Here is a 24872-nt window from a genome sequence, read left to right on the forward strand (position 1 = left end):
GGGTGCAAGGGGCGGTGCGCCGGGTGGCGCACCGCAATCAGTTATCAGCGGTTGGCGCAGGCCCATTCCGCAGTTATGTCACCGGGTAGGTGGGATTCGGTGTAGCCGTAGGGAGTCACAGTGGCCATCATTTCATCCGTGCCCATGTATGCTGCCTGTGCCGCGTTGTATTTTGCCAAGAAGTCCGCATCTTCCGGGCGGAAGCCAATTGCGGCAAAGTTCTTGGTCCAATCCGGCAGAAGGGCGGGGTCGGTGACCTCAAGTGCGCCGTCGGATTTGTCAGCCAGTTCCTTGACTTCGAAGTAGGTCAGGATGCCCGCATCCGCCCGGCCTGCCTTGACGGCAGCAAAGACCTCGGTCGGGCCAGGCACCTGCATGATCTGCGCATCGGTCAGGCCTTCTTTTTTGGCGGATTCAACTGTGTTGTATCCCGCGCCGGTCACCATGGTCACGCCCTGATCCAGAACATCCTTGTAGGTGGTGATGTTCTTGGGGTTGCCTGTAGGCACCAGAAAGGCGTCGCCGAAATTGCCCACTGGTTCGGAAAAATCGATGTTCTGGCAACGGCTGTTCAGAATATAAAGGCCGCCGGTCACCATGTCATAGCGGCCCGCTTTCAGGCCCGGAATCAAACCGGCCCAATCGGTGACAACGGTTTCGACATTGTCGTACCCCATGCTGGCCAATGTCTCCACGGCGATCTCGTTGACAAAGCCTTCGGCCTGCCCGTCATCGCCGGGATAAGCCCAGATCGGGATATTTGCGAATCCGATACGCAGCGGCTCACCCGCTGCAATCCGATCCTCGATTGGACCAGCCAGAGCCGATGTTACCGCCATCACAGCAGTAAATGCCGTCGCGCCGATCAATTTGAATGTTGCAGTAGTCATAGTGACCTCCCTTTAGGTTACAAGTGTTGCCTCGGTTATCAGGTTGAAAATTCTGCTATAACCGAAGGCCACGCCCCAACGCTTTGCCCTGGATGAGAGCTGTTGATCAGGCATTTGCGCATGGGCGTGTCCTCCTCTTTTCTGATTGGCATCAGGTGTCGCCAAACAGCATCCGTTTGCTTTTTGGGTCGTAGAACGGAGTCAGACTTATGTCGGCCTCAATCTCCTGACCTTCGACCAGAACCGTGAACGCACCCTGCTCAACCGCGGCTTTTTCCGTCTCGCCATCCGGCAGGTTCAGCAGACACAGACCCACGGCCGCGCCAACCGACTGGCCCCAGGCCCCGGCGGTGACGTAACCCGCGACCTTGCCGTCACGCAGCACAGGTTCGTTATGATGCAGCAGCGGCCCCGGATCGCGCAGCTTGACCGAGCACAGGAACGGCCCCTTGTTTTCCGCCTTGCGCGCCAGATAGGCATCGCGGCCGGTAAAGGGGATGTCTTTTTTGGTCTTGCAGACAAACTCCATCCCAATCTGGTGCGGGGATTCTGTATAGGCCATGTCGTGGCCCCAGTGCAGAAACCCTTTTTCCAGTCGCAGTGCGTTCAACGCCTCGCCGCCGATCAGGCGGAGGCCGAATTGTTCTCCGGCTTGCATCAACACCTCGAACACATGCTCGGCAAAGTCGGGAGAAACAAAGATCTCCCACCCCATTTCACCGGAATAAGACAGGCGTTGGGCAAAGACTTTGGCATGACCGATATGGAAATGACGCAGGCTGTTGAACGGGAACGCTTCGTTCGGGGGATCCACATCATCGCTGACGGCGCGCAGCAGGTCGCGGCTTTTCGGCCCCATGATCCCCAGCACCCCGTATGAGGCGGTGGCATCGCGCAGGCGCACATCTTCGCCGGGCTGTATCTGATCACGCAGGTGCAGATAGTCACGACGAGTATGTGAGATCGAGCTCATCATCATGAAACTGTCATCGGCATGGCGGGCAACGGTCACGTCGCTTTCGATGCCGCCGCGTTCGTTCAACATCAACGTATAGGCCACGCGCCCGGTTTTCAGCGCCATGTTGTTGGTGCAGATACGTTGCAGAAAGCGTTCGGCGTCGCGGCCTTCAACCATCAGCTTGCCCAGCATGGTATAGTCGATCATCGCAACTTGTTCGCGTGCGGCTTTCTGTTCCTCGATCGCATAGTCGAACCAGTTCTGACGACCGAAACTGTATTCATATTTCGGCTCAACCCCTTGCGGCGCAAACCAGCCGGGGCGTTCCCAGCCCTGTGTCTCGGTGAAACAGGCACCACGGGCCTTCATCGGGTGATAGAACGGAGTACGGCGCAGGTTGCGCACGGTCTCGCGCTGGCGGTTGGGCCAGTGCATCGCATAGGTCAGCACCAGCGTTTCCGGGCAACGTTCGCGCAGATACAGGTCGCGGGCCTGGAAATCCTCACAGCGTTTGGGATCCATCTCGCTCAGGTCGATGGGGGGATGGCCGTCGATGATCCACTGCGCCAGCGCCCGGCCCGCGCCCGACCCGGACTGAATCCCGGTCGAGTTCACCCCGGCCAGAACGAAATACCCTTTCACGTCAGGGGCTTCGCCAAGGGTGAAGCGTCCGTCATAGGAATAGCTTTCCGGCCCGTTGAAAAAGGTGCGGATGCCGACATCGGGCAGCGGAACCCGCTCCATCGCCAATTCCAGCACCGACATCACATCGTCTTCGACAAAGGGCAGGCTGTCGAACTCGAATGTGTCGGGAATACCGTTCACGGCCCAGGGTTTGGCCTGAAAATGCGCAAAGCCGAACAGCAGCTTGCCAGCATCTTCCTTCCAATAAGTGCCGTCGCAATAGGATCTCAGCACAGGCAGATCGCTGGGCAGGTTCTCAATCGCTTCGGTCACCAGATAATAGTGTTCGCAGGCGTGCAGCGGCACCCCGACCCCGTTCTGCTGTCCTAGTTCACGGGCCCACATCCCCGCGCAGTTGACCACATAATCGGCGGTGATCGTGCCCTGATCAGTACGCACGCCGGTGACCTTGCCGCCTTCGGTCAAAACCTCTTCGACCTTTATGTTTTCAAAGATCTTGGCCCCCCGCGCGCGCGCGCCCTTGGCCAGCGCGGTGGTCAGATCGATCGGGTTGGCCGAGCCGTCGCTGGGCATATAAATGCCCCCCAGAACACCATCCGGGTTCATCAGCGGCCAACGTTCCTGAATCTCGGGCGTCGACATGTAATGTGCGTCGATTCCAAACAATTTGGCGAAATCGGCCTTGCGCTTAAGCTCGGCCATCCGTTCATCATTCACCGCAACCGAGATTGACCCGGACCGGCGATAGCCCGGATTCTGGCCGGTCTCGGCCTCAATCTCCTCAAGCAGTTCGATGCCGTATTTGGCAAAGTCGGTTGTCGCGTGGCTGCCCTGCAATTGCCCCACAAGACCAGCTGCGTGCCAGGTTGTGCCCGAGGTCAGTTGCTTGCGTTCCAGCAGAACAACATCGGTGAGGCCCTGCTTGGCAAGGTGATAAGCTACCGAACAGCCATGTATGCCACCACCGATGATGACGACCTGCGCATGGGACGGGAGTTGTTTTTTCATGATCTATACCCGTTGACTTAAGTGATAATCGGAAGGTCGCGCGCGGCGCGGCGGGTCAAAAGTTCGGCCCCGCCTTCGCGGATAACGATGTTTTCCTCGTGCAACATCATCTTGCCGTCGCCAAATGCCAGACCCGGTTCTAAGGTCAGCACCATATCGGCCTCGATCATGGTGTCGTCCCCGGCCATCAGCGAAGGCCACTCGGTCACCTGCATGCCCAGCCCGTGCCCCATACGGCCGATCTGATGGCCGCTGCATCCGCCATCTTCCAGCACTTTGCCCATCGTGGCCCAAAGCTCGGTCGTGGTGATGCCGGGGCGGGCGGCCTGCAATCCGGCCTCGGTGGCGCGCCAGGCCAGATCATATGCGGTCTTGGCCGCGTCCGAGGCATGACCGAAGGCAAAATTGCGGTCGAAATCGCAGCTATAGCCGTCGTACAGAGAACCAGTATCCAGCAGCAGCATGTCGCCCTCGATGATCACCCGGTCCGTCGGGCGGTTGATCACATCGGTGAATCCGCCGGGGCCGGAACTGCCGACCAGATAGGGCACGTCATCGGCACCCTTTTGCAGCAGATCGATCTTGAACTTGGCAAAGGCCTGACGCTCGGTATCGCCCGCCTTGATATGATTAGGCAGATCCGCGAATGCGGATGAAGCAATCGAGCACATGCGCGCGATCTTGGTGATCTCAGCCTCAGATTTCACCATGCGCAGGCTACGCACCACATCGGTGCCATCGGCAATTGAAATACCGTCCAGCCCCGATTGCAGCCTCCGAAAATCTGCTGCGGGCATGCGAACATGGGTTTCATGACCCATCGGCAGACCAAGGGTGCCGTCGTTTGGCATCACCTCATGCAGAGTATCTGTTAGCAGGGTGATGCCGTCATCCTCGGGCCGAGGTGCAAGCCAGGTGCGGATATCGGTGACCCATGTCAGCGACATGCTGGGCGCGCCGATTTCCGGGATCACGGCAATGGGTTTACCCTTGGAAGGAACCACAACGAACCAGGGCCGCGTCGGGCTGAGCCAGAAGATCGTATCAAACCCAGTGAAATACCGTACCTCGGGCTCGGTGGTCAGCAACATCGCGTCCAGACCACACTGCGCCATTATCTTTTGGGCAGCGTCCGTTCTGCGTTCAAACTCGGACGTGCTGAAACCACGGGATGCGGCGGGATGCGGGTCGGTCATGGAGTCAGTCCTGTGACGTCAGTTGATGTTGGAAAATGCGGCCAGCGTTGTTCGAGGTGTCGGTGATCCCGGCCAGACGGGCCAAGTGCCAGGCCGTCGCCAGGTTGCTGGACAGAACCGGCTTGCCCAGACGGGCCTCGGCCTCGGATATGACGGGCAGAACGCGGAGGCTGGTGCAAGAAACAAAGACTCCGTCGCAATCTTCACGAGCCCCGACCTCTTGAATTGCGGCCAGAATGCTACCTGAAGAAATCCGGGCGACAGTGAAATCATCCGATTGATTGAATGACCCCACTGCGCTGACAGTGAAGCCTGCCAGCGCTAGCGTGTCCCGCAACTCAGCGGTGACCTCAGCAGTATAGGGTGTGATCAAGGCAATCCGCTTCAACCCCAATGCTTGCAGTGCTGCCTTGCAGGCAGTCAGCGGGTTGGTGGTTTTTGCGTTCGGATGTACGCGGCGCAAAATCTCATCCACCCGCCCCTCGCCGATCATCGTCGCGCCCGAGGTGCAGCAATAGCCGATAACATTAAATTCGAACGCCGGCGGCAATAGCGCGGCGGCCACGGGCAAGTCAGCCTCCATCTGGCTCAATGTATCCGGGGTCACATCCATTTCATTGGGAATGCGCGCATGGTACAGGGCTACGTCATCGCGCCGCAATGCGGTTGCGAATTCATGCTCGATGGTCTGATCCGTTTGCAACACGATCAGGCCTACCTTGGCTCGACCACCGAGGCCGGCATCGATGTCAAACCGCAATGCCTGAATATGAGGCTCCGGATTCATACCGCTGGCTCCAACCCCATGTCGAGCAAAGTCATCCCTCCCATTTACTGCAAAAATCCAGAGCGTCGTTGGTCGATGGCATGGAGTTTTCGCTTCTTCATTCATTGGTATATACCAGTACATGCTGTCGGCCAACAAATTTCTGTGCTAGACAGGCTGACATGAGCGGACCCGAAGCAAATGATCAGGAAAAAAGACCAGCTTTTCTAAAGGTTGCGTCCCATATTCGCAATCAAATCCGCAGCGGTGAACTGGCCGAACATGCAGCCTTACCATCGGAAAGAACCATCGGAGAACGATTCGGAATCAGCCGGATGACGGCAAGGCGAGCCCTAATTGCCGTGGAAATGGAGGGGTTGGCGTACAGTGCCGGGCGACGAGGCCGATTCGTTTCTCCTAAGCGGCTGACCTATGACATTAGCCGCACGGTCAGCCTGACCGCCGACGTTGATGGCGGCAGCCAAGAACTGGAAGTTGAGGTGCTTGCCAAGAAAACCGTACAGGCCGACGGGTTGCTGGCCGAGAAGCTGCGCATTGACCGCGATGAAGCGCTTTTTGAATACACCCGACTCTTTCTACTCAACGGACTGCCTGCGTTTATCGAGGTGGAGTATGTCGTTGCAAAGTGGTTCCCGGGTTTGTTCAATCATGACCTGCAACAGTCCACAACCCTGCTATTGGAGAGGGCGTACGGTACGCAGTCTTGTTCAGGCGACATCACCATACGCATGCGCGCCCTTCAGGAGGACGAAGCTCGGCACCTTGGCCTGCCGACCTATCACGCGGGTATCGAGTTGGAACAGGTGATCTGCGATGCCACCGAAAGGCCCTTTTGTTACGGCCGCCAGATTTGGCGCGGTGAGCTGGCCAAATTCACCGCTCGCGCGCTTGTCCGGGGCGAGCGCCCCGGCCTCTAACAGGCAAGTGCAGAAGGATCTGTTGCGAAGTTTCTGACTGAACGAAGAGTTGACACTGAACCCGCGGCTTATGCCGCCAGTTCTGCGAACTGTAGAAATGGACAGAGTCCGGGCGTGAATTGACCTTTGCGGATCATGTGCGCGACTTCGATACCTGAAAGAGTTGCAGATGCAGATTCAAATGACTTGAAGCCAAGCATCGGACGGGTTCGTCTTTTGATGAACCTGTGATCTTGCTCCACGATGTTATTTAGGTATTTCCGCCTCACCATCTCGATCGGGAGCGGGCAACCAAAACCATTGAGCATCTTGTTTATGGCCTTGATACCAGCTGAGTTGGCGCCGCTTTTGTCGATGACGATTTTTCGCGGTAGACCATTGATCTCCAACATCCGGGCGAAGAACTTTGTCGCGGCCGGTTTGTTTCGACGTTGTGAGAGCATGAAATCGAGAGTTTTGCCGTGTTTGTCGACGGCCCGGTATAGATAGACCCAGTTGCCTTTCACTTTGATGTAAGTTCTTTAATTGAGCAGTAGCTCTCGATGGTTTTAGTCCGGTATCGACCACCTGCAAGGTTCTTTCCGAAGTCATCCCATTGGCGCTTCATCTCGGCGTTCAAGGCATCAACCCCCAAAGGTCTCATGCGCTGTCACTGTACCCTAATAAATCAGAATTTACGGATTCACGGCGTTCTTGGGCGTTTTTGTACCCTTAATTGCAATGTATCCACAGGTTCCGTGGCTTATGACTTGACCCCACTTGAGTGCTTCCAGATTGTATCGGCGCGTGTCAGAAGCGCTTGACGATTTGCGTCTGCTCCAAGCTCTGAGATGGCCTGACGAGCGGCCTGCAAAGCGCTCTCCGACACTCTTGGGCGGCACAATCCATGTGTTTCATGCCCGGTTGGATGTCCAGTTTCACCCAGTTCAGGAAGCGGTCGACCGAGGTCCTGCGACAATCCACGGATCCGCTCGATTATCTGACGATGTTCAGGAAAGACGCGGCTCAACTCCCGGGCCGCCAGGTCGTTTCCTCGCAGTATGATGGCGGCACCCAACAAGGGACGGGTCGTGCCGATACCAACCGCAGTAAGCGCCAGTAGCCTATCGCGCTTGTTCCCAGAGGTGAGCGACCAAAGACGCCCGATCTTCAGCACCGACATGACTTGCAGGGTCAGACTGATCCGGCGCAACCGCGCGAGATCGGTCGTGGTAGCAGCCGTCTTCAGAACTTCCGCGCCACGCAAAGCGCGGGCATGAAGTCTGCCTGATACATCTTTGGCTGGATACTTGGCTGCCAGGACCTGGCCGCAGATTTCACAGGTCATCGACCATGCCAAGCGCCAATGGCGAAGCACCAGATCGGGTGATTTAGCAACACACCCCGGGCAATATTGGAAGTCATGCCGGGACACGTATTGCACGTCATGATGCATTGAATCCGGAAGAGCCATGCTGACGATTTCATCCGGGGACCGCTGAACCGCCCCGCATAGCATGGCCCAGTTCGCCGTCCGCAGTTCGCTTGCACATTCCGGCACCCTGCCCTGCCCCAAACCCAGATAGCCACAAAGCTCTTCAACCGAACAATGATTGGCCTTCGCCAAGCGACCCATCCAGCTCGACAGAAGCTCATCACGCATAGGTGGCGGTCGAAACGGTAGCGGTCTGACGGTCACCCGAATGCAGCGGCGGGCTGTCGAGGGATGTTCCAGGCATGCTTCGTCCAAACCGGTTGCCAGGCATGAACCGCTTCGTCCGTAATCCGCTCTTCTCCGGTCTCGATTGCATCGATAGCCAGGGATTTGATCATGATAAACACGCGCGAGGTGACGCCACCGGTCACTTTCAGGATCGTCCGAAGCGACGCCACCGTAAGGCCTGAGCGTTGCTCAAGCGCCATCGCCGCGATCAACGTCTGGATCAGGCGAGAGAACTCCACATCGTCTTCCCAGAGCGGCAGGTAGTGTTCGTCCAAACGTCGGGCCAATTGATCGTCTCCTCGAACCGCTTCCAGAGCTTCGTTCACACCGAAGACGACGAGCGAGGCGCAGAGATCGTTGGCGAGGAACCGGAGCATGTTCAGGAAACGGCGTTGCTCACGGTAGCTGCCAGCAAGAAGGTTATGCACTTCGTCGATCATCAGCATCCTAAGGTCCATGTCCCGAAAATGACTGAGCGCGCGCACCTCGAGTTCGGACACGATATGCCGACCCCACATAGGTGCCCCGATCGTCGCCAGGATGTGTTGATAGAACCGTCGTTCGTCCGGGGCCGGCGGGGCCTGAACCAGCAGGATGGGTGTTTTCGTGATGCCCAGTTCAGCGTTGTACTGCGTTGGATATTTGCTCGCCATCCGCTTGGCGATCATCGTCTTTCCGATGCCGGAACTTCCATAAACCATCAGCCCTGGCATCCGGCTTTGCTGTGGCATTTCCATCAGGGATGTCAATCGGTTGAGAACGATGGTGGCACGGTCAAACGCGATCCAATGGTCGCCGCGGATACCGTCAATTCTTTCTTCTGGGGTCATTAAACTCATCAATCTCATAGGTTGGCAGATCAGGGTTGCCTGTATCAATCGCGAACATTTCGCGCGACGGATCACGGCGCAGTTGGTGCCGGGGCAGCCGCGCGTCTCTTTCGTTTTCCAACCGGGCAGTCCGCGTTTTTTGGCGCGCCGCCTCAGCCAACTGCCGTTGCGCGTCAATCAATTGGAATAGGACCCGCTCGTTGATCCGGCCACCATGCTTTTCCTGCCAATCTTTCCGCGCCCGCCGACTTTCCCAAAGCGATATCCGCGGGTGGCTGAGATCCCGGTAGCGTGCTGGGATCACGCGGTCATCACCGGTGATGACCCAGACCTGCGATAAATCTCGCGGATCGTATTTCACCTGTACCTTGCCCTGCCCCCGTCCGACCAACGATGCAAAGACATCACTCCAGTAATGGACCCCGAAGAGCGTGATCCCGGTGCGCCCGAGCTGACGCCACTCGAACGGCAGGAAGCTTGTCCGAAAGGCATCGACATCGACAACCTGCCGTCCCGCAGTATCCCCGCCCATGTCCGCCCATGCCGCAAGCGGCGTTCGTCCGAGAGCTTCGTGAACCGTATTGTGGTATCGGCAGATTTCGAGATGAAGCCAGTCCTCAAACTCGGTCAGTGTCAGGGCCGCGTGCTTCTCGCTGTCATAGTCGCCCTTCTCAACGATAGAGGATTGCGTCGTCCCGGGCAGCACATGAACGGCCCCCATGGTCGTTCCGATCAGCCGTTCGACATGGCCGCCGTAGTGTTTGCCGCCAAGCGGACGATACTCGACAGTAATGCCCCAATCTTCGCAGGCCATTCTGAAGGCGTCGCTGTGGAACTCCCGCGCATTGTCGACGTAGATCGCCTTCGGAATGCCGGCCGTCGGCCAAACCACCTCTTCCTTTGTTCCAGGGACGTGCACCGATTTCCGGCGCACGCAGTGATCGAGACATAGGGCGATCGACAAGACAGATGGCTCATCGAAAGTGACATGGACTCCGAGGACGATCCGGCTCGCGACATCGATGGCCACCGTCAGATAGGGGCGCGCAAGTGGCCGTCGATTGACGTGATCGACCAACGTGATGTCCGAAGTCGTATGATCGATCTGAACGACTTCCAGCGGGGCTGAAACTTCAAGGCGGCCAGGACGCGCTGCAAAGACCTTGTCAGCCTCCTCTGCCCCGCGCCGTTTCCGGAAGACCTCTCGCTGATCCATCGCGTCGAGGCGAGCTTTGACCGTTCTCCGGGTCGGGGGCTGAAACCCCTTCGCCACGCACTCGGCCCGAATCTCGCGCCAGATGCGAAGAAAGCTCGAGCGCTCGCGGATCAGATAGTATTTTCGCAGGCTCTCATCGATGATGATTTCGACGCCTTCGGCAATCCGTTTCGACCCTGGTTTCGGCCCGCGACGGTCCAACTCCAACGCCGAGGCACGGGCATCGTTCTCTCTCAGACGCCGGAAAAGCGACCATGTGTGGCTTTTCGCCAAGCCCAGTTCCCAAGCGGCATCTCCGATCGCCGCGCTGATCGGCTCACCTCTCTTCTCAAGCTCCAGGATCGGCCGAAGAACCGCTGCACGGTGTTTCGCAAGACGCTCATTTACCACGCAAATCCCCCGCCCCAATAGGCCGACACTCATCCACAGTTCCGACAGTACGGCAATTAAGGGTACAGTGTGGTAATTAGCGGTACAATATGAAAATTAAGAATACAAACCACCATTGATTTCGCAGGACAATTTCAGACAAGATTCTGATTAATTAGGGTACAGTGACACCTCCGAACAATCAGATCCACGGAGCAAAGCGCGACTATGCGCTGGCGTTGGTCAAAGAGAATTGTGCGGATTTCGGGCCGACATTGGCCGCTGAGAAGTTGGCTGAGCATCACGGCTTCAAAGTTTCGCGTGAGACTTTGCGCAAATGGATGGTGGAAGATGGAATCTGGCTATCTCGTAAGCAGCGCCGGTCATTCCATCAGCCGCGTCTGCGGCGGGAATGCTATGGTGAGTTGATCCAGATCGACGGCTCCGACCACCGCTGGTTCGAGGATCGAGGCGATCCCTGCACCCTGCTCGTCTTCATCGACGACGCGACCAGCACCTTGATGGAACTGCGCTTTGTTCCATCCGAGAGCACCTTCAGCTACTTCGAAGCGCTTGAGAGCTATCTCCACAAACATGGCCGTCCGGTCGCGTTCTACAGCGATAAACACACTGTGTTTCGTGTCGCCAAGGAAGACGCCAAAGGCGGTGCTGGCATGACCCAGTTCGGTCGTGCGTTGAACGAGTTGAACATCGAGATCCTGTGCGCGAACAGTTCCCAGGCTAAAGGCCGGGTTGAGCGCGCCAACCGCACGCTCCAGGATCGACTCGTCAAAGAGCTGAGGCTGGCCGATATCTCGGACATGGAAGCCGGGAACGCTTTTCTGGAAAGTTTCAAGGATCGCTATAACGCGAAGTTCGCAAAGGTGCCTGCCAAGCAGGACAACCTTCATCGTGCGTTGAACGTAGAACCGGATCGGCTGGCCGATGTTCTAAGCTGGCGCGAGAACCGCTATGTCGGTCAACAGCTTACATTTTCCTATGATCGCAAGCGGATCATGCTTGAAGAGACCGATGTCACGCGCGGTCTGGTCGGCAAATACGTGGACACCTACGCCTTTGTCGATGGCCGGTTCGAGGTGCGCTGGAAAGGTCAGTCCCTGCCCTATCGGATCTTCGATATGGACCAGCGCGTCACCCACGCCGCGGTCACGGAGAACAAACGGCTGGGGGCTGTGCTTGCGCATATCAAGGAACTTCAGGAGAAGACTCCACCAAAACCCAAGGTGCGGACCAATTCCGAGAAGATGGGTTACAAGCCCAACGGCAGGAGGCCAGGCCGGCCGCCGAGAAAGCGAGCCAGCACAAAGATCACCCAAGGCACTGTTCTGGAATAGAAATAACCATTGATCTCGAAACGGAAATTTACTTAGAAAATGGTGGTAACTGTGCCATGTAAGCATATGCTTGAGGCATGCATTCTATCATCGATAGGCTTTCGGGAATTATACTTCGCATAGAGCAGACCCGGCTCTGGACGTGGGCAACGGCATCGGTTATCCGAATTTATATAAGCATCGTTGTTCTTTTGGGTGTATTACTCCCGGCCATTCCAGCCATCTATCTTCTCGCTCACTATGCGCCGATCTTGGCTGTTATCATCGTTGTTGCGGCTATTATCTTCATTGGCCTGCCAATCCACCTTCTTTCCGAAGAGGGGCGAAAGCGCACAAAACGCAAACAATAGCTGAAATCCCACACCCACCCGCAAGGCTTTTCAGCCCTGCGATATGTGAGGTCTCCGGGCTGCTAAGCCTTGCTACCGTCAGCGCTCTTGGTGACACTTCTGCTTTGCAGAGGGAGGGACATTTCTACTTGGTTGCAACATTGGACCGAAAGCGGGCACATTCTAATCTGGATTTGGGCAATACCCGTTTATCAGGGAGGCAGATCGCTCAACCGCAACTCGGCTTGGCTTCGTAATACTGGCATTGCAACGTAATCATCTGGACTGAACTGGGCTGGACGATATTTGCAAAATTTGGCATGATTGAGCAACACTGAATCTGAAGATCATCCGATGCTACCATCCGAACGACACGCAATAATCCTAGAAGAAGTCTCGCGTCAACCTGCGGTTTCAATCCGATCTCTGACAGAACGGCTTGGAGTGTCACGGGAAACCGTGCGCAAGGACATCGAACAACTGGCGCAGGAAAACAAGCTCAACCAAGTGCGCGGCGGAGCGACAAGTGTGCGAACGCACGAACCCCCTATGGCCGATCGCACCCAAACCAACCGTGAAGGCAAAGAGCGCATTGGCGCTTATGTTGCCAGCACAATTCCGGATGGAGCGAGTGTGATTATTGACAATGGCTCTACGACGCTTGCTGCAGCACATGCTCTAGCGGCAGCTCGTCGGGATTTGGTGATATATACCAATGATTTAACTATAGCTTCTATTCTGGAGCCGGCTGCGGCGACAGTCACTCTTCTGGGCGGGCGACTGGATTTTTCAGAGAATGCAACAATGGGCTTGGATACGCTGGACCACCTGTCCCGGTACAATGCAGAATATGCGCTGATCGGGGTGGGCGGGATCAGCGCGCGGGCTTTGTTTACCTATTTTTCGCTGGAAGGCGCCAACCTGCGCAACATGATGATAGAGCGGTCGCAGCGCCCGTTCCTATTGGCGGACAGCAGCAAATTCAACGTGGTTGGGCAAGTTGCGATGAAGCCATTGTCAATGGATGTGACTCTTGTGGTTGATAGCGAGTTGCCCAAAGGCATTTCTGAAACGCTTAGAAACCAGCCCGTCAAAGTTGTGCGAGCATAACGCCAAGAAAAGAAAAATATTGCCAAGTTTTGCAAAGTAACAATAAGGTGTGTGCAAACCCGATTCCTCTTGTACGGAGCAACGCAATGGCCGACACCCAACTTCCGCAAAGCGCGCAATTTGTCATCGTGGGGGGCGGTATCGTTGGCTGCTCGGTCGCGTATCACCTGACGAAGATGGGGCATCGAGATGTTGTGCTGCTGGAACAGGGCCAATTGAGTTGCGGCACAACCTGGCATGCAGCGGGCCTCGTCGGTCAGCTGCGCAGCCAGCCCGCGATGACCAACCTGATTCGCTATTCGACCGAGCTGTATTCACAGCTTGAGGCCGAGACCGGACTCGCCACCGGCTGGATGGAATGCGGTTCGGTCACGGTTGCACGAACTGAGGACCGTATGACCATGCTGCTGCGCACTGCTGCTGCCGCGCGCGCGCAAGGTGTTGAGGTTCAGGTGATCACTCCGCAAGAGGCGCAGGACAAGTGGCCTGTCATGCAGGTGGATGACGTCAAGGGTGGGCTTTGGATGCCCGGCGATGGCAAGGCGAACCCGACCGATTTGACTCAGTCTCTGGCCAAAGGCGCGCGTATGGGTGGCGCGAAGGTGATCGAAGGAATGAAAGTCACTGACATTCTGACCAAAGACGGCACCGTCGCCGGTGTGGTCACCGATCAGGGCGCTATCAATGCCGAGATCGTGGTGAACTGTGGTGGACAGTGGGCCCGGCAACTGGGCAAGATGTGCGGCGTCAATGTACCTCTGCACTCTGCCGAGCATTACTATATCGTGACCGAGCAGATTGAGGGCGTGAACCCCGATCTGCCCGTTCTGCGCGACCCTGATGGCTATATCTATTTCAAAGAAGAGACTGGCGGACTGGTCATGGGCGGCTTTGAGCCGGACGCCAAGCCTTGGGGCATGGACGGCATACCAGACAACTTCTTCTTTCAGCTTCTTGAAGACGATTGGGACCAGTTCGAAATCCTGATGGAAAACGCCCTGATCCGGGTGCCCAGTATGGCAGAGACCGGCGTGCGTCAGTTCTATAACGGCCCCGAAAGCTTTACCCCCGACAACAACTATCTGTTGGGCGAAGCGCCCGAGCTGAAGAACTTTTTCGTCGGCGCAGGTTTCAATTCGATGGGGATCGCCAGTGCAGGCGGGGCCGGGCGCGCGCTTGCCGAATGGATTGTCGAAGGGGCGCCGACCTCGGACTTGTTTGCGGTGGATATCCGGCGGTTTGCGAACTTCAACAACAACCCGACTTGGCTGCATGACCGTGTCAAGGAAACGCTGGGCCTGCACTACGCGATGCCCTGGCCTAACCGGGAACTAGACACGGCTCGCCCCTTCCGCCGCTCGGCCCTGTATGACCGACTGGCAGCAAAGAACGCCGTATTCGGGTCGAAAATGGGTTGGGAACGGGTGAACTATTTTGCCGAAGACGGTGAAAAAGCCGAGATCGAATACAGTTTCGATCGTCAGAATTGGCATGTCAATGCTGGCAAAGAACACAAGGCCACTCGCGAAGCGGTAACGCTGTTTGACCAAAGCTCGTTCTCGAAATTGCTGGTGCAAGGACGCGATGCTTGCAGCGAGTTGAACAGAATCTGCGCTGCAAATGTTGACGTGCCCGTGGGCCAGACAGTGTACACAGGCTTGCTGAATGAACGTGGGGGGTATGAATCCGACCTGACGGTTCTGCGAGTGAAAGCGCAGGAGTATATGCTGATCACGGGATCAGCCCAAACCATTCACGACGCGGATTGGATACGCAAGAATTTTAGCGATGATGCCCATGTTTTCCTGACGGATGTGACGGCTGCATGGTCGGTGCTGTCGGTCATGGGGCCAAAGTCGCGTGATGTCTTGAAGAAGCTGACGAAAGCGGACCTGTCGAACGCAGCCTTCCCGTTTGCCACCGTTCAGGAAATCGATCTGGGCTATGCAACGGTTCCGGCCAATCGCATGACCTATGTCGGCGAATTGGGCTGGGAATTGGTGGTTCCGGTTGAATTCACAGTTGGCGTTTACGAAGACCTGATGCGCGCCGGGGCCGAGTATGGTATTCGCGATGCGGGATACTATGCGCTGGAAGGCCTGCGGATCGAGAAAGGCTTCCGCGCCTGGAGCCGCGAGTTGACTCCGGACATCACGCCGATCCAGGCTGGTCTGAACTTTGCCGTGGACTATGACAAGCCCGGCGGCTTCATCGGGAAAGAGGCACTGCTGGCCGCAAAAGCGGACCCCGGCCACCTGAAAACCCGGATCGTGCAACTGGTGCTGGAAGATGGTGCTCCGCAGCTGTGGGGCGGTGAGGCCGTGTTGTGCAATGGGGTCGAAATAGGTGAGGTCCGTTCGGCTGCCTATGGTCACACGCTGGGTGCAGCGGTCGCGCTGTGCCAGTTGGACGCGCCGCAACGGGTCACGGCGGAATACATCCGAAGCGGGGCATTCGAAATTGACCTTGCCGGAACCCGGTTGTCTGCAACGGCTCATTTACGAACCCCTTACGATGCAAAAGGCGAACGGCCTAAAACGGACGGCTAGGTTCGGATGACACTCAGTTGGCATAGATCAGGATGAAACACTGTTCGGTCATCGAACCCGACACGACGCGTGTCAACGACATCGGCTTTTTGTGCTGGGATGGATTGCCTCTGGATCAGCTTTCGGTGGGGTTGGCCTATCTGAAGACCGCGAACCAACTTGCCCCTGACAAACGGCTCAGAGTCTCGGTTCTGTCGTTTGCTGGCGCTGATGTGCAGAGCGATTGCGGAGTAAATTTGAGCACCAGCCGCATCGATGACGACGCGGCGCGATGTGGCTATCTGTTTTTGCTCGGAGGACCGGACCTGCCTCCTGATCAACAAAACCATCTTGGCCGCGTGGCGCGTTCGCAGCTCAGGGCGGGCCGGGTTCTGGGCGCAGTTGAGGCGGCGTTGATCCCACTCGCACGTACCGGGCTTCTCTGCGGCTTGGATGTCGCTGCCTCGTCCTCAGTATTAAGTGCACTGCAAGAACAGTTCCCAGATATCTCGCCCGCATCTAACGATAGCCACGCCAGTGGAGCGATATGGTCTGCAGGTTCAGGGTTCTCTCTGCTCAACCTGCTGTCCAAGACTACAAGCGACACACTTACTCCGCAGGAACAGCCCCGGCTAAACCGGAAATTCCTGAGCTACAGACCGAATTTCGGCAGGTGTATCGCTTGCGCACACGACGTCGCCCAAGTTGATGACGGCTTTACCGGCGACATCGTTGTTGACAAGGCCATAGAACTGTTTCGGAATAATCTGGAAGAACCCCTCCAGATTAATAGCATTGCTGAGGAAGTAGGGATTTCAGTGCGCCAACTTGAAAGGAAATTTGTAACCGCGACAGGACTTACCCCAAAGGCATACTACTTGGAGGAAAGATTGGAGAAGGCCCATGCAATTGTCAGATGCACCAATCTAACGCTGGCCGAGGTCGCACTAGCCAGCGGATTTGGGTCTTATGCAACGCTGTCGCAGAAGTACAAACAAAGGTTCGGGCAAACTCCTGCCTGCGAACGCGCCCGGATGAGCGCCCCGGGGTTCGAAACTTGATGCGTCGCTGGCGTTCACCACATTTCGTCAGGTTCTTATGACAATTGACGCGCTTTTCATTGTTTTGACCGCTGCATTTCTGCACGCGCTTTGGAATGCCGTTGTCAAAGGTGCGCCGGACAAAGCCATTGTTCTGGGGCTGATTTCGCTTGGCCATGCGATACCAGCGATGTTTGTAATACCATTCACTGGCTTGCCGGTCTGGGCGGCTTTTCCCTTTATCGTTGGCTCGACCCTGATCCACTGGGGGTACTACTGGTTTCTGAACACCGCCTACAAACATGGCGACCTGTCGGTGGTCTACCCAATCTCACGCGGAATGACACCGGTTCTGGTCGCTGTGGGCGCGATACTGTTCGCAGGCGAAGTTCTGCCGTCCGTCGCATGGATCGGCATTATCTGTATCTCATTGGGAATTGGGTGCCTATCCCTTGCAGGATTAGGCAGACACACAAACTGGATCGCCGTAGCAGCCGCCTTTGGCACCGGCTTGATGATTGCGTCCTATTCACTTGTGGATGGTATTGGCATCCGGTTGTCCGAGAACACACTGGGGTACATCGCAACACTGTTCGTGGCCGAGATTTTTGTGGCAGGTTTCATCTTCACTACCAGGTGGCAGCGTGTCGTGACTCTACCCAGACGTTATGTCTGGGCTGGCCTCGCGGGTGGTGTCATCTCGGGCGTGGCCTATGGGCTTGTACTTTATGCAAAGACAATCGCGCCATTGGGTGTGGTGTCAGCGCTCAGAGAAAGTTCCGTTATCTTTGCGTCGATTATTGGTGTCATGTGGTTTGGCGAAGGGCCAAAATCCAACAGGCTTCTGGCTGCGAGCATCGTGGCGATCGGGATTGTAGCTCTGGCGATGGCAAGTTGAGGGGTTAGGAGGGGGATTTGCAGACAGAGAACACAGAAACACGCCCGAATGTATTGCTGATCGTCATCGATCAGTTCCGCTATGATCTTCTGGGGCAGGATGGACTCGGACGGGTGGCGCAGCTGCCCAACCTGCGACGACTTCAGGAAAGCGCCGTCAGCTTTGCCAACCATTTTGCCGTCACAGTTCCTTGCGGCCCCAGCCGGGTATCGCTTTTCACCGGGCAATATGCTTTCAATCACCGGGCAGTCCGAAACGGCACGCCGCTCCGGCACGATACACCGAATTTGGCGCGTGCGATGCGGAAGGCTGGGTATGTTCCACGTATGTTTGGGTATTCCGACACGACCCACGATCCCTGGGTTCTACCCCTCGATGACCCAAGGCTTGAAAGCTACGAGGAGTTACTTCCGGGCTTTGAGGAGGTGGTGAGATTGCGTATGGAATCGGATGTTGGCGCCTGGCTTTCGCATTTGTCGCAGCGGGGCGTTGAGCTACCCCCCTACCCCGACACCTATCGACCCAACGGCCCGAACGTCGGCGATCCGGCTTTGTATCCGGCTGAACAAAGCGATACGGCGTTTCTGTCGGATCAGTTCCTGTCGAAGATGCAGGATGCTGAATCCACATGGTTTGCCACGCTGAACTATATTCGGCCGCACCCTCCGTTTGTGGCGCCTGCACCCTACAATACGCTATACGATCCACAGGATATGCCCCCGCCGCGTTCAACCCGCGATCCATTGGGAGACCGACACTGGCACCCTTTCCTTGCCCCGGCGCAGGATAAACAACCGATCTCAAGCATGGTTGTCGGCTTCCCCGATCTGAAGAATGATCCGGAAACCATCGCCCAGCTGAGATCGCTGTATCTGGCTCTAGCAACGGAGGTCGATCATCATATCGGGCGCGTATTAGACTGGCTCAGGACCTCCGGTCAGTGGGACAATACCGTTCTGATCGTCACCGCAGATCACGGCGAGATGCTCGGGGACTACGGGCTGTGGGGGAAAGGCACGTTCCATGATGCCGCCTATCATGTGCCCTTGATTGTGCGCGATCCCGCGCGTCCTGATATGCACGGGCGAGTGCATTCCGGGTTCACGGAATCCATTGATATACCCGTCACCATTCTCAAAAGAGTGGGTTCGGAAATCCCCTCTTCAATGAACGGGCGAAGCTTGCTTGGTATTTTGGCTGACACCGAAACGGAAGGCGCTACACACAGCTTTTCCGAATTCGATTTTGGCAATCCGGTAAAGCCGACGTCGTGGATGGTTGAGCTAGGCCTGACCTCTCGACAGGCAAATCTGGGCATTTTGCGCACAAAAAAACACCGTCTGGTCGAGTTTGGCGCGGGGCTGCCGCAGGTACTCTTTGGCATGGACGAGGATGGCGAAGAAATGTCCAACGCTGAGCGGCCCGAAAACACGCCAACGCTGCTTCACCTGACCCGCAAGATGCTGGACCACCGCATGATTAATGCCGATCCCACCTTTGCACAAACGCTTGTGCGTGCCGGCGGCGTTAAGACAGGGCAGCACTAAACACAATCAAAGCACTGATTTCAAACGTTTAAAACCTACCACTGCAAATTTAAAACCGATCACAACAATCCTGGGGTCGACGATAGTTCTTCCATAAGACCGGCTTATGATGTTGAAGGTATAATCGATTTTTCTTGAAAAGAATATCTGTCAAACTGTTGGCACTAATCTGAATGAGAACGCCGCACGAGAATGGCGAACCATTCCAAAAATCACCAACAGAGGATAACAATGAGACACGCAACATCACTTCTTACTGCTCTTGCCGTCGGCACGCTGACTGCGACGGTAGCAGCATCAGAAACAGAACTGACTGTTTACACCGCAGTCGAGGCGGAAGATCTGGCCCGATACGCCGAAACGTTCAACCAAAGCAACCCTGACATCAAGATTAACTGGGTTCGCGACTCGACCGGGATCATCACCGCCAAATTGCTGGCAGAACGGGACAACCCTCAGGCAGACGTCGTCTGGGGTCTGGCGGCCACGTCGCTGCTTTTGCTCAAGTCGGAGGGTATGCTGGAACCTTACGCGCCGGCTGGCGTTGAAGAACTGGATGTGAAGTTTGTTGATGGCGACAATCCTCCGGCCTGGGTTGGCATGGATGCCTGGGTTGCTTCGGTTTGCTACAACACAGTCGAGGCCGAAAAGGCCGGGCTGACACCGCCGACATCCTGGAAGGACCTCACCGACCCGATGTATAAGGATCAGGTCATCATGCCGAACCCGAATTCATCAGGGACCGGCTTCCTTGATGTTTCAAGCTGGCTTCAGATGTTCGGCGAAGATGGCGGTTGGGATTATATGGATGCACTGCATGAGAACATCGCGCGGTACACCCATTCAGGTTCTAAACCCTGCAAACTGGCGGCCGCAGGCGAGATTCCAATTGGCATTTCCTTTGCCTTCCGTGGGGCCAAGTCCAAAGCGGACGGAGCACCTCTTGAGGTCATCGTACCTTCTGAGGGCGTAGGGTGGGACATGGAAGCAACCGCAATTGTTGCTGGTACCGCAAATCTCGAGGCCGCGCAGAAGCTGGTTGATTTCACGGTCACCAAAGAGGCCAACGAAATGTATAATACCGGTTATGCAGTCGTGGCCTATCCGGGTGTTGCAAAACCAGTTGAGCACTTCCCCGAGGGTCTTCTGGATGCAATGATCGAAAATGACTTTGAGTTTGCTGCCAACAATCGCGCGGCAATATTGAAGGAATGGCAGTCTCGCTATGACGGAAAGTCGGAAGCGAAGTAATCCGATTAGCAGGAGGGGCTTTTGTGCCCCTCCTGCACACCATGCTCTTGTTCCCCAACAAACAACTTACTCACCCGGATCAGACTGGCCAGTTTCGGCCGTGCCCGAGGTGCAGATGTGAGGACCTCTCCCGTGCTTCAGAAAACACCACCCGGTGAACTGTATCTCAGCATCCAGAATTTGTGGAAAGCGTTCGGCAGCTTTCTAGCGCTCAAGGATATCTCCCTTGAAATCAACGAAGGCGAATTCATTTGTTTCCTCGGTCCGTCCGGCTGTGGGAAAACCACTCTTCTGCGTGCAATCGCCGGATTGGATTTGCAGACCAAAGGTACGGTCATGCAAGATGGCAAAGACGTCTCCAATCTGCCCCCGTCCGAGCGTGATTTCGGGATTGTGTTTCAATCCTATGCGCTGTTTCCAAATCTGACGATTGAAAAGAACATCGCCTTCGGCCTTGAAAACACGGGCCGCAGCAAGTCGGATATCGCGGTTCGTGTAAACGAACTCTTGAATCTGGTTGGACTGCCGGACCAGGGCAAGAAATACCCTGCGCAGTTGTCAGGAGGTCAGCAGCAAAGGATTGCATTGGCCCGTGCCATCGCAACCAACCCCGGCCTGTTGCTGCTGGACGAACCCCTGTCGGCACTGGACGCCAAAGTGCGTGTTCACCTGCGGCATGAGATCAAGGAGTTACAGCGCAAACTGGGCGTAACCACCGTGATGGTGACACATGATCAGGAAGAAGCTCTGGCCATGGCGGACCGGATCATTGTCATGAATCATGGGGTTATTGAACAAGTGGGATCACCCACAGAAATCTACCGCGAGCCTGCTAACTTGTTCGTGGCGGACTTCATCGGAGAAATGAACCAGATCCAATCACAGGTCACCAAAGGTGGTCGACTGAGCGTCGGCGAAAAGACCTTTGCGTGCCTTGGCCACAATTTCAACGACGGTATGCCGGCGATTGCAGCAATCCGGCCGGAAGATATCATTCCGCATGAGGCTGGTTATCTCGATACCGGCGGCAACAGGAATTGCATTGACGTCACTCTTGATGAAATGGAATTCCTCGGTTCGTTCTGGCGCTGCCGCTTAAGTAACGAGCGATTTGGATCTTCGGAGCTGATCGCGGATTTTTCGATCAATGCCGTGCGCCGTCTAGAACTGGAAGAGGGTCGGACCATGGTGATTGAGCTACCCGAAAACCGGCTGATGGCCTTTGATGTTCCGGAGACAGCAGCATGAGCGAGATTTCAATCAACCCGGGTACCCTTCCAGCCGGGCCTGACATCAAACCCAAGCTCAGCAGGGATGACATCCTGATGCGCGGCAGCATGATCGTGATCGCGCTCTATCTGGTCGCGACGTTGGTCCTGCCGCTTTACACGATGCTCTCTAAATCCTTCTCCACCTATCGGATGGAGTTGTCGCAATACGAGTTCCAAGTCAGTGATGACGCAGGCCAGTTCGACGGAACCATTCTGTCGGGCGACGCACTGAACGAACAAATCGGGGCTTTTTCCGGCACCGAACTGTCTACCGGCTCAGACGGGCGGCTATCAGTAACCGAGCTTTTTCCCGATTTCAGCTTTCGCAGTCCGGTCATGTACCAAATCCGTAACACGAGCGACACCGGGCGGTTTCTTGTCGGTTCTACGCTGCAGGACAATACGGATTGGGTCACGCTCGATTCCAATCAGTTCCGGCGGGTTCAACTGAGGCCAGTTCAATCGCGAGGCTTGGAAAATTTCGTCAACTACTTCTCAACCCCGGCACTGTTCAATTCTATCAAGAACTCCCTTTGGATTTCTGTAATTAGCACCATTGTCACAGTAACTTTGGCGTTCTGGTTCGCTTATGCGCTGAACCGGAGTTGCATGCGGTTCAAGGGTGTGTTTCGTCTGATTGCGATGGCTCCGATCCTGGTGCCTTCGCTGTTGCCCGGGATCGCGCTGGTCTATCTGTTCGGCAATCAGGGCATGATAAAAGAGTTGCTGTTCGGCGCCAGTATCTATGGTCCGATTGGCATCGTAATAGGCTCGGTGTTCTTCACCTTCCCGCACGCCTTCCTGATCATTTCAACGGCGCTGGCGATCTCTGATGCACGACTATACGAAGCTGCAGTCAGCCTGCGTTCGACGCCGTGGCGTACTTTTTGGACGGTCACCGTTCCTGGCGCGCGATATGGTCTGATCTCTGCCGCTTTCGTCGTATTTAATCTGGTCATAACTGATTTTGGTCTGCCAAAAGTTATTGGAGGTCAGTTCAACGTTCTGGCCGTTGATATCTACAAGCAGGTGATCGGCCAGCAGAACTTTGAAATGGGTGCCGTAGTCTCGGTCGTTCTGGTGATCCCGGCAATCCTGGCCTTCGCGATCGACCGCATGGTGCAATCAAAGCAGGTTGCCTTATTGTCGGCCCGGTCGGTCCCGTACCAGCCAACCCCAAATCGAAAGGCAGATCGGTTCTTTCTAGTCTATTGCTGTCTGATCGGTTTGTTCATCGTTGGGCTGCTGGCTGTGTGCCAATTCGCAGCGCTAATCAAGTTTTGGCCCTACGACCTGAGCCTGAGCCTGAAGAACTACGATTTCAACAAGATGGATGGTGGCGGTTGGGGCTCCTACATTAACTCGATCAAGCTGGCGCTTTTGACGGCGGTGATCGGTACTTCAGTCGTCTTCTTTGGTGCATATCTGGTTGAAAAGTCGAACGGGTTCAGAACAGGTCGATCAATCTTTCAGATGTTCGCGATGCTGCCTATGGCAATCCCGGGCATGGTGCTAGGCCTTTCCTACATCTTCTTTTTTAACAGCCCGTCCAATCCCCTGAACGGGATCTACGGAACGATGGCGATTTTGGTGATCTGTACGGTGACTCACTTTTATACGGTGTCACACCTAACGGCTGTGACCGCGTTAAAGCAGATGGACAGAGAATTTGAGTCGGTATCATCCTCGCTCAAGCAGCCAACAATGAAGCTATTTGCCCGAGTGACAGTTCCGGTATGTCTTCCAGCTGTTCTGGACATATCAATCTATTTGTTTGTCAATGCGATGACGACCGTTTCGGCGGTCGTGTTCCTCTACTCACCTAAAACGACGCTGGCATCTATCGCGGTGCTGAACATGGATGATGCCGGAGATATCGCACCGGCTGCGGCGATGGGCATGATGATCTTTTACACCAACGCAACGGCGCGGATTATTCACCTGATTGCGTCCAAAGGAATTCTAAAACGCACTCAAGGCTGGCGAAGTCGCTAGCTGCCACCATTGATACCAAGCCCCGCCAATCAATCGTTGGCGGGGTTTTCTTCCAAGGTACGCTGCGCAAAATCTGTGAAGGCGCGGATGATCTTCACTTCGCGCCTCTGCGACAGCGATATGATGCTCTCGCCCATCTGCAGGTTGATGCCTTTAAGCTTGATTTGCCGGAGACGGTCATCATGGCCATATTCCGCCTGCGAGACAAAACCGATACCTGCGCCGGAGGCCACAAGTTCCCTTATCGCCTCGCGCCCTTCCGCTACAATCGCTGGTTTCAGCGTGATCCCGTGTTTTTTGGCCTCATCTTCCAGTTTCTGGCGCGTTTTCGACCCTGTTTCGCGGAATATAAGCGGTAGATTTGACAACTCTTCTAGCGACAGCGTCGGTTTCGATGCCAAAAGAACACCCTGTGCGGCAAAGGCCACGATCTCAGTAGAACCAAGACTCAAGACATCCATATCCTTGCCCGGAGAAAGGCTGCCTACTACGCCAATTTCCGCGTTATACGCCCTGAGCTCTTCCAGAATCTCCTCGCTATTCCCCGAGCGCACGGTGATCGTGACATTTGGGTTTTTTTTCTGAAAGGGACCCAGAAAGGCCGTCATGTGGTGCGCGGAGTCGGCGATGATGCGTAACTCTCCATCGACCACAGCCTTGGTCTCAGAGAGGTAGTCCTCGATCTGACCTTCGATCTCAAAATATTGCTTGGTATATCGGTAAAGCTGCTCACCGTCGGGGGTCAAGGTCACACGTTTGCGCTCGCGCTGGAACAACAACAAATCGTGATCCTGTTCCAGTTTTCGCACCTGCTCCGAAATTGCAGGCTGCGTCAGAAAAAGAGCCTCTGCAGCACGCGAAAATCCCCCATGCTTGGCTACATAGTGAAAGGCTTTGAGCTGGCTGTGTCGCATGGCGCTCCTCCGAAGTCAGATCATAGGCTGTGCTTATAATTAGATTGATATTTGCAATTTCACATATAGCAACATTTGCTGCAATTGTGTTCTTGAAAATACTTTTCTGGAGCCTG

General features: G+C 55.8%; 17 protein-coding genes and 2 pseudogenes. 10 read left to right on the forward strand and 9 right to left on the reverse strand.

The features are described from left to right. Positions 1 to 44: 44 nt before the first annotated feature. The 4 genes from HW561_RS12580 to HW561_RS12595 all read right to left on the reverse strand — a co-directional run bounded on the left by HW561_RS12580 (position 45) and on the right by HW561_RS12595 (position 5484). Positions 45 to 890, reverse strand: coding sequence for a transporter substrate-binding domain-containing protein (locus HW561_RS12580; RefSeq protein WP_176865260.1), 846 nt, complete (start codon positions 888 to 890; stop codon positions 45 to 47). 151 nt (positions 891 to 1041) lie between these two features. Further along, positions 1042 to 3501: a GcvT family protein gene (locus tag HW561_RS12585; protein WP_176865262.1), complete on the reverse strand. Its 2460-nt coding sequence runs from the start codon at positions 3499 to 3501 to the stop codon at positions 1042 to 1044. 17 nt (positions 3502 to 3518) lie between these two features. Continuing rightward, the gene (locus tag HW561_RS12590; protein WP_176865264.1) at positions 3519 to 4697 is read right to left on the reverse strand and encodes a M24 family metallopeptidase; all 1179 of its coding nucleotides are present in this window, start codon (positions 4695 to 4697) and stop codon (positions 3519 to 3521) included. A gap of 4 nt (positions 4698 to 4701) precedes the next feature. Next, on the reverse strand, positions 4702 to 5484 hold the full coding sequence (locus tag HW561_RS12595; RefSeq protein WP_176865265.1) for a maleate cis-trans isomerase family protein: 783 nt from the start codon (positions 5482 to 5484) through the stop codon (positions 4702 to 4704). A gap of 80 nt (positions 5485 to 5564) precedes the next feature. Here HW561_RS12595 and HW561_RS12600 point away from each other — a divergent pair, with 80 nt between their 5' ends. Continuing rightward, positions 5565 to 6401, forward strand: coding sequence for a GntR family transcriptional regulator (locus tag HW561_RS12600; RefSeq protein WP_176865268.1), 837 nt, complete (start codon positions 5565 to 5567; stop codon positions 6399 to 6401). 68 nt (positions 6402 to 6469) lie between these two features. Here HW561_RS12600 and HW561_RS12605 read toward each other — a convergent pair. The 4 genes and pseudogenes from HW561_RS12605 to HW561_RS12620 form a co-directional block, all read right to left on the reverse strand. Beyond that, positions 6470 to 6919: pseudogene (locus HW561_RS12605) on the reverse strand (IS6 family transposase); the annotation flags it as partial. Positions 6920 to 7143: 224 nt separating this feature from the next. Continuing rightward, positions 7144 to 8079 (reverse strand): TniQ family protein, encoded by a 936-nt coding sequence (locus HW561_RS12610; protein ID WP_328803278.1) that lies wholly within the window; start codon positions 8077 to 8079, stop codon positions 7144 to 7146. Then, positions 8076 to 8933, reverse strand: coding sequence for a TniB family NTP-binding protein (locus tag HW561_RS12615; RefSeq protein WP_235962886.1), 858 nt, complete (start codon positions 8931 to 8933; stop codon positions 8076 to 8078). Before HW561_RS12615 ends, HW561_RS12610 begins: the two co-directional genes overlap by 4 nt. Continuing rightward, positions 8911 to 10572 carry a Mu transposase C-terminal domain-containing protein gene (locus HW561_RS12620; RefSeq protein ID WP_176865274.1) on the reverse strand — a complete coding sequence of 554 codons (1662 nt, stop codon included), beginning with the start codon at positions 10570 to 10572 and terminating at the stop codon, positions 8911 to 8913. Before HW561_RS12620 ends, HW561_RS12615 begins: the two co-directional genes overlap by 23 nt. Before the next feature lie 137 nt (positions 10573 to 10709). Here HW561_RS12620 and HW561_RS12625 point away from each other — a divergent pair. From HW561_RS12625 to HW561_RS12665, 9 genes and pseudogenes are all read left to right on the forward strand, one after another. Next, positions 10710 to 11873 (forward strand): annotated as a pseudogene (locus HW561_RS12625) (ISNCY family transposase); the annotation flags it as partial. Between the two features lie 683 nt (positions 11874 to 12556). Then, the gene (locus HW561_RS12630; RefSeq protein ID WP_176865276.1) at positions 12557 to 13312 is read left to right on the forward strand and encodes a DeoR/GlpR family DNA-binding transcription regulator; all 756 of its coding nucleotides are present in this window, start codon (positions 12557 to 12559) and stop codon (positions 13310 to 13312) included. 86 nt (positions 13313 to 13398) lie between these two features. Continuing rightward, positions 13399 to 15861: a GcvT family protein gene (locus tag HW561_RS12635; protein ID WP_176865278.1), complete on the forward strand. Its 2463-nt coding sequence runs from the start codon at positions 13399 to 13401 to the stop codon at positions 15859 to 15861. Between the two features lie 104 nt (positions 15862 to 15965). Beyond that, on the forward strand, positions 15966 to 16901 hold the full coding sequence (locus HW561_RS12640; protein WP_176865280.1) for a GlxA family transcriptional regulator: 936 nt from the start codon (positions 15966 to 15968) through the stop codon (positions 16899 to 16901). Between the two features lie 37 nt (positions 16902 to 16938). Further along, positions 16939 to 17778, forward strand: coding sequence for an EamA family transporter (locus tag HW561_RS12645; protein ID WP_176865283.1), 840 nt, complete (start codon positions 16939 to 16941; stop codon positions 17776 to 17778). Positions 17779 to 17795: 17 nt separating this feature from the next. Beyond that, a complete protein-coding gene (locus HW561_RS12650) occupies positions 17796 to 19325 on the forward strand; it encodes a sulfatase-like hydrolase/transferase (RefSeq protein WP_176865285.1) in 1530 nt (509 codons plus the stop codon). Positions 19326 to 19556: 231 nt separating this feature from the next. Further along, positions 19557 to 20576, forward strand: a complete 1020-nt coding sequence (locus HW561_RS12655) for a putative 2-aminoethylphosphonate ABC transporter substrate-binding protein (protein WP_176865287.1) — start codon at positions 19557 to 19559, stop codon at positions 20574 to 20576. 132 nt (positions 20577 to 20708) lie between these two features. Further along, on the forward strand, positions 20709 to 21824 hold the full coding sequence (locus HW561_RS12660; RefSeq protein ID WP_328803279.1) for a putative 2-aminoethylphosphonate ABC transporter ATP-binding protein: 1116 nt from the start codon (positions 20709 to 20711) through the stop codon (positions 21822 to 21824). After that, positions 21821 to 23842: a putative 2-aminoethylphosphonate ABC transporter permease subunit gene (locus tag HW561_RS12665; protein WP_176865291.1), complete on the forward strand. Its 2022-nt coding sequence runs from the start codon at positions 21821 to 21823 to the stop codon at positions 23840 to 23842. The genes HW561_RS12660 and HW561_RS12665 overlap by 4 nt, the downstream gene beginning before the upstream one ends. A 29-nt stretch (positions 23843 to 23871) precedes the next feature. Here the strand turns inward: HW561_RS12665 and HW561_RS12670 are convergent, their stop codons facing one another. Beyond that, entirely contained in the window at positions 23872 to 24756 is an 885-nt protein-coding gene (locus HW561_RS12670; protein ID WP_176865293.1) for a LysR substrate-binding domain-containing protein, read from the reverse strand. Positions 24757 to 24872: the final 116 nt, after the last annotated feature.

The organism is Ruegeria haliotis (assembly GCF_013377785.1).
Taxonomy (GTDB): Bacteria; Pseudomonadota; Alphaproteobacteria; order Rhodobacterales; family Rhodobacteraceae; genus Ruegeria; species Ruegeria haliotis.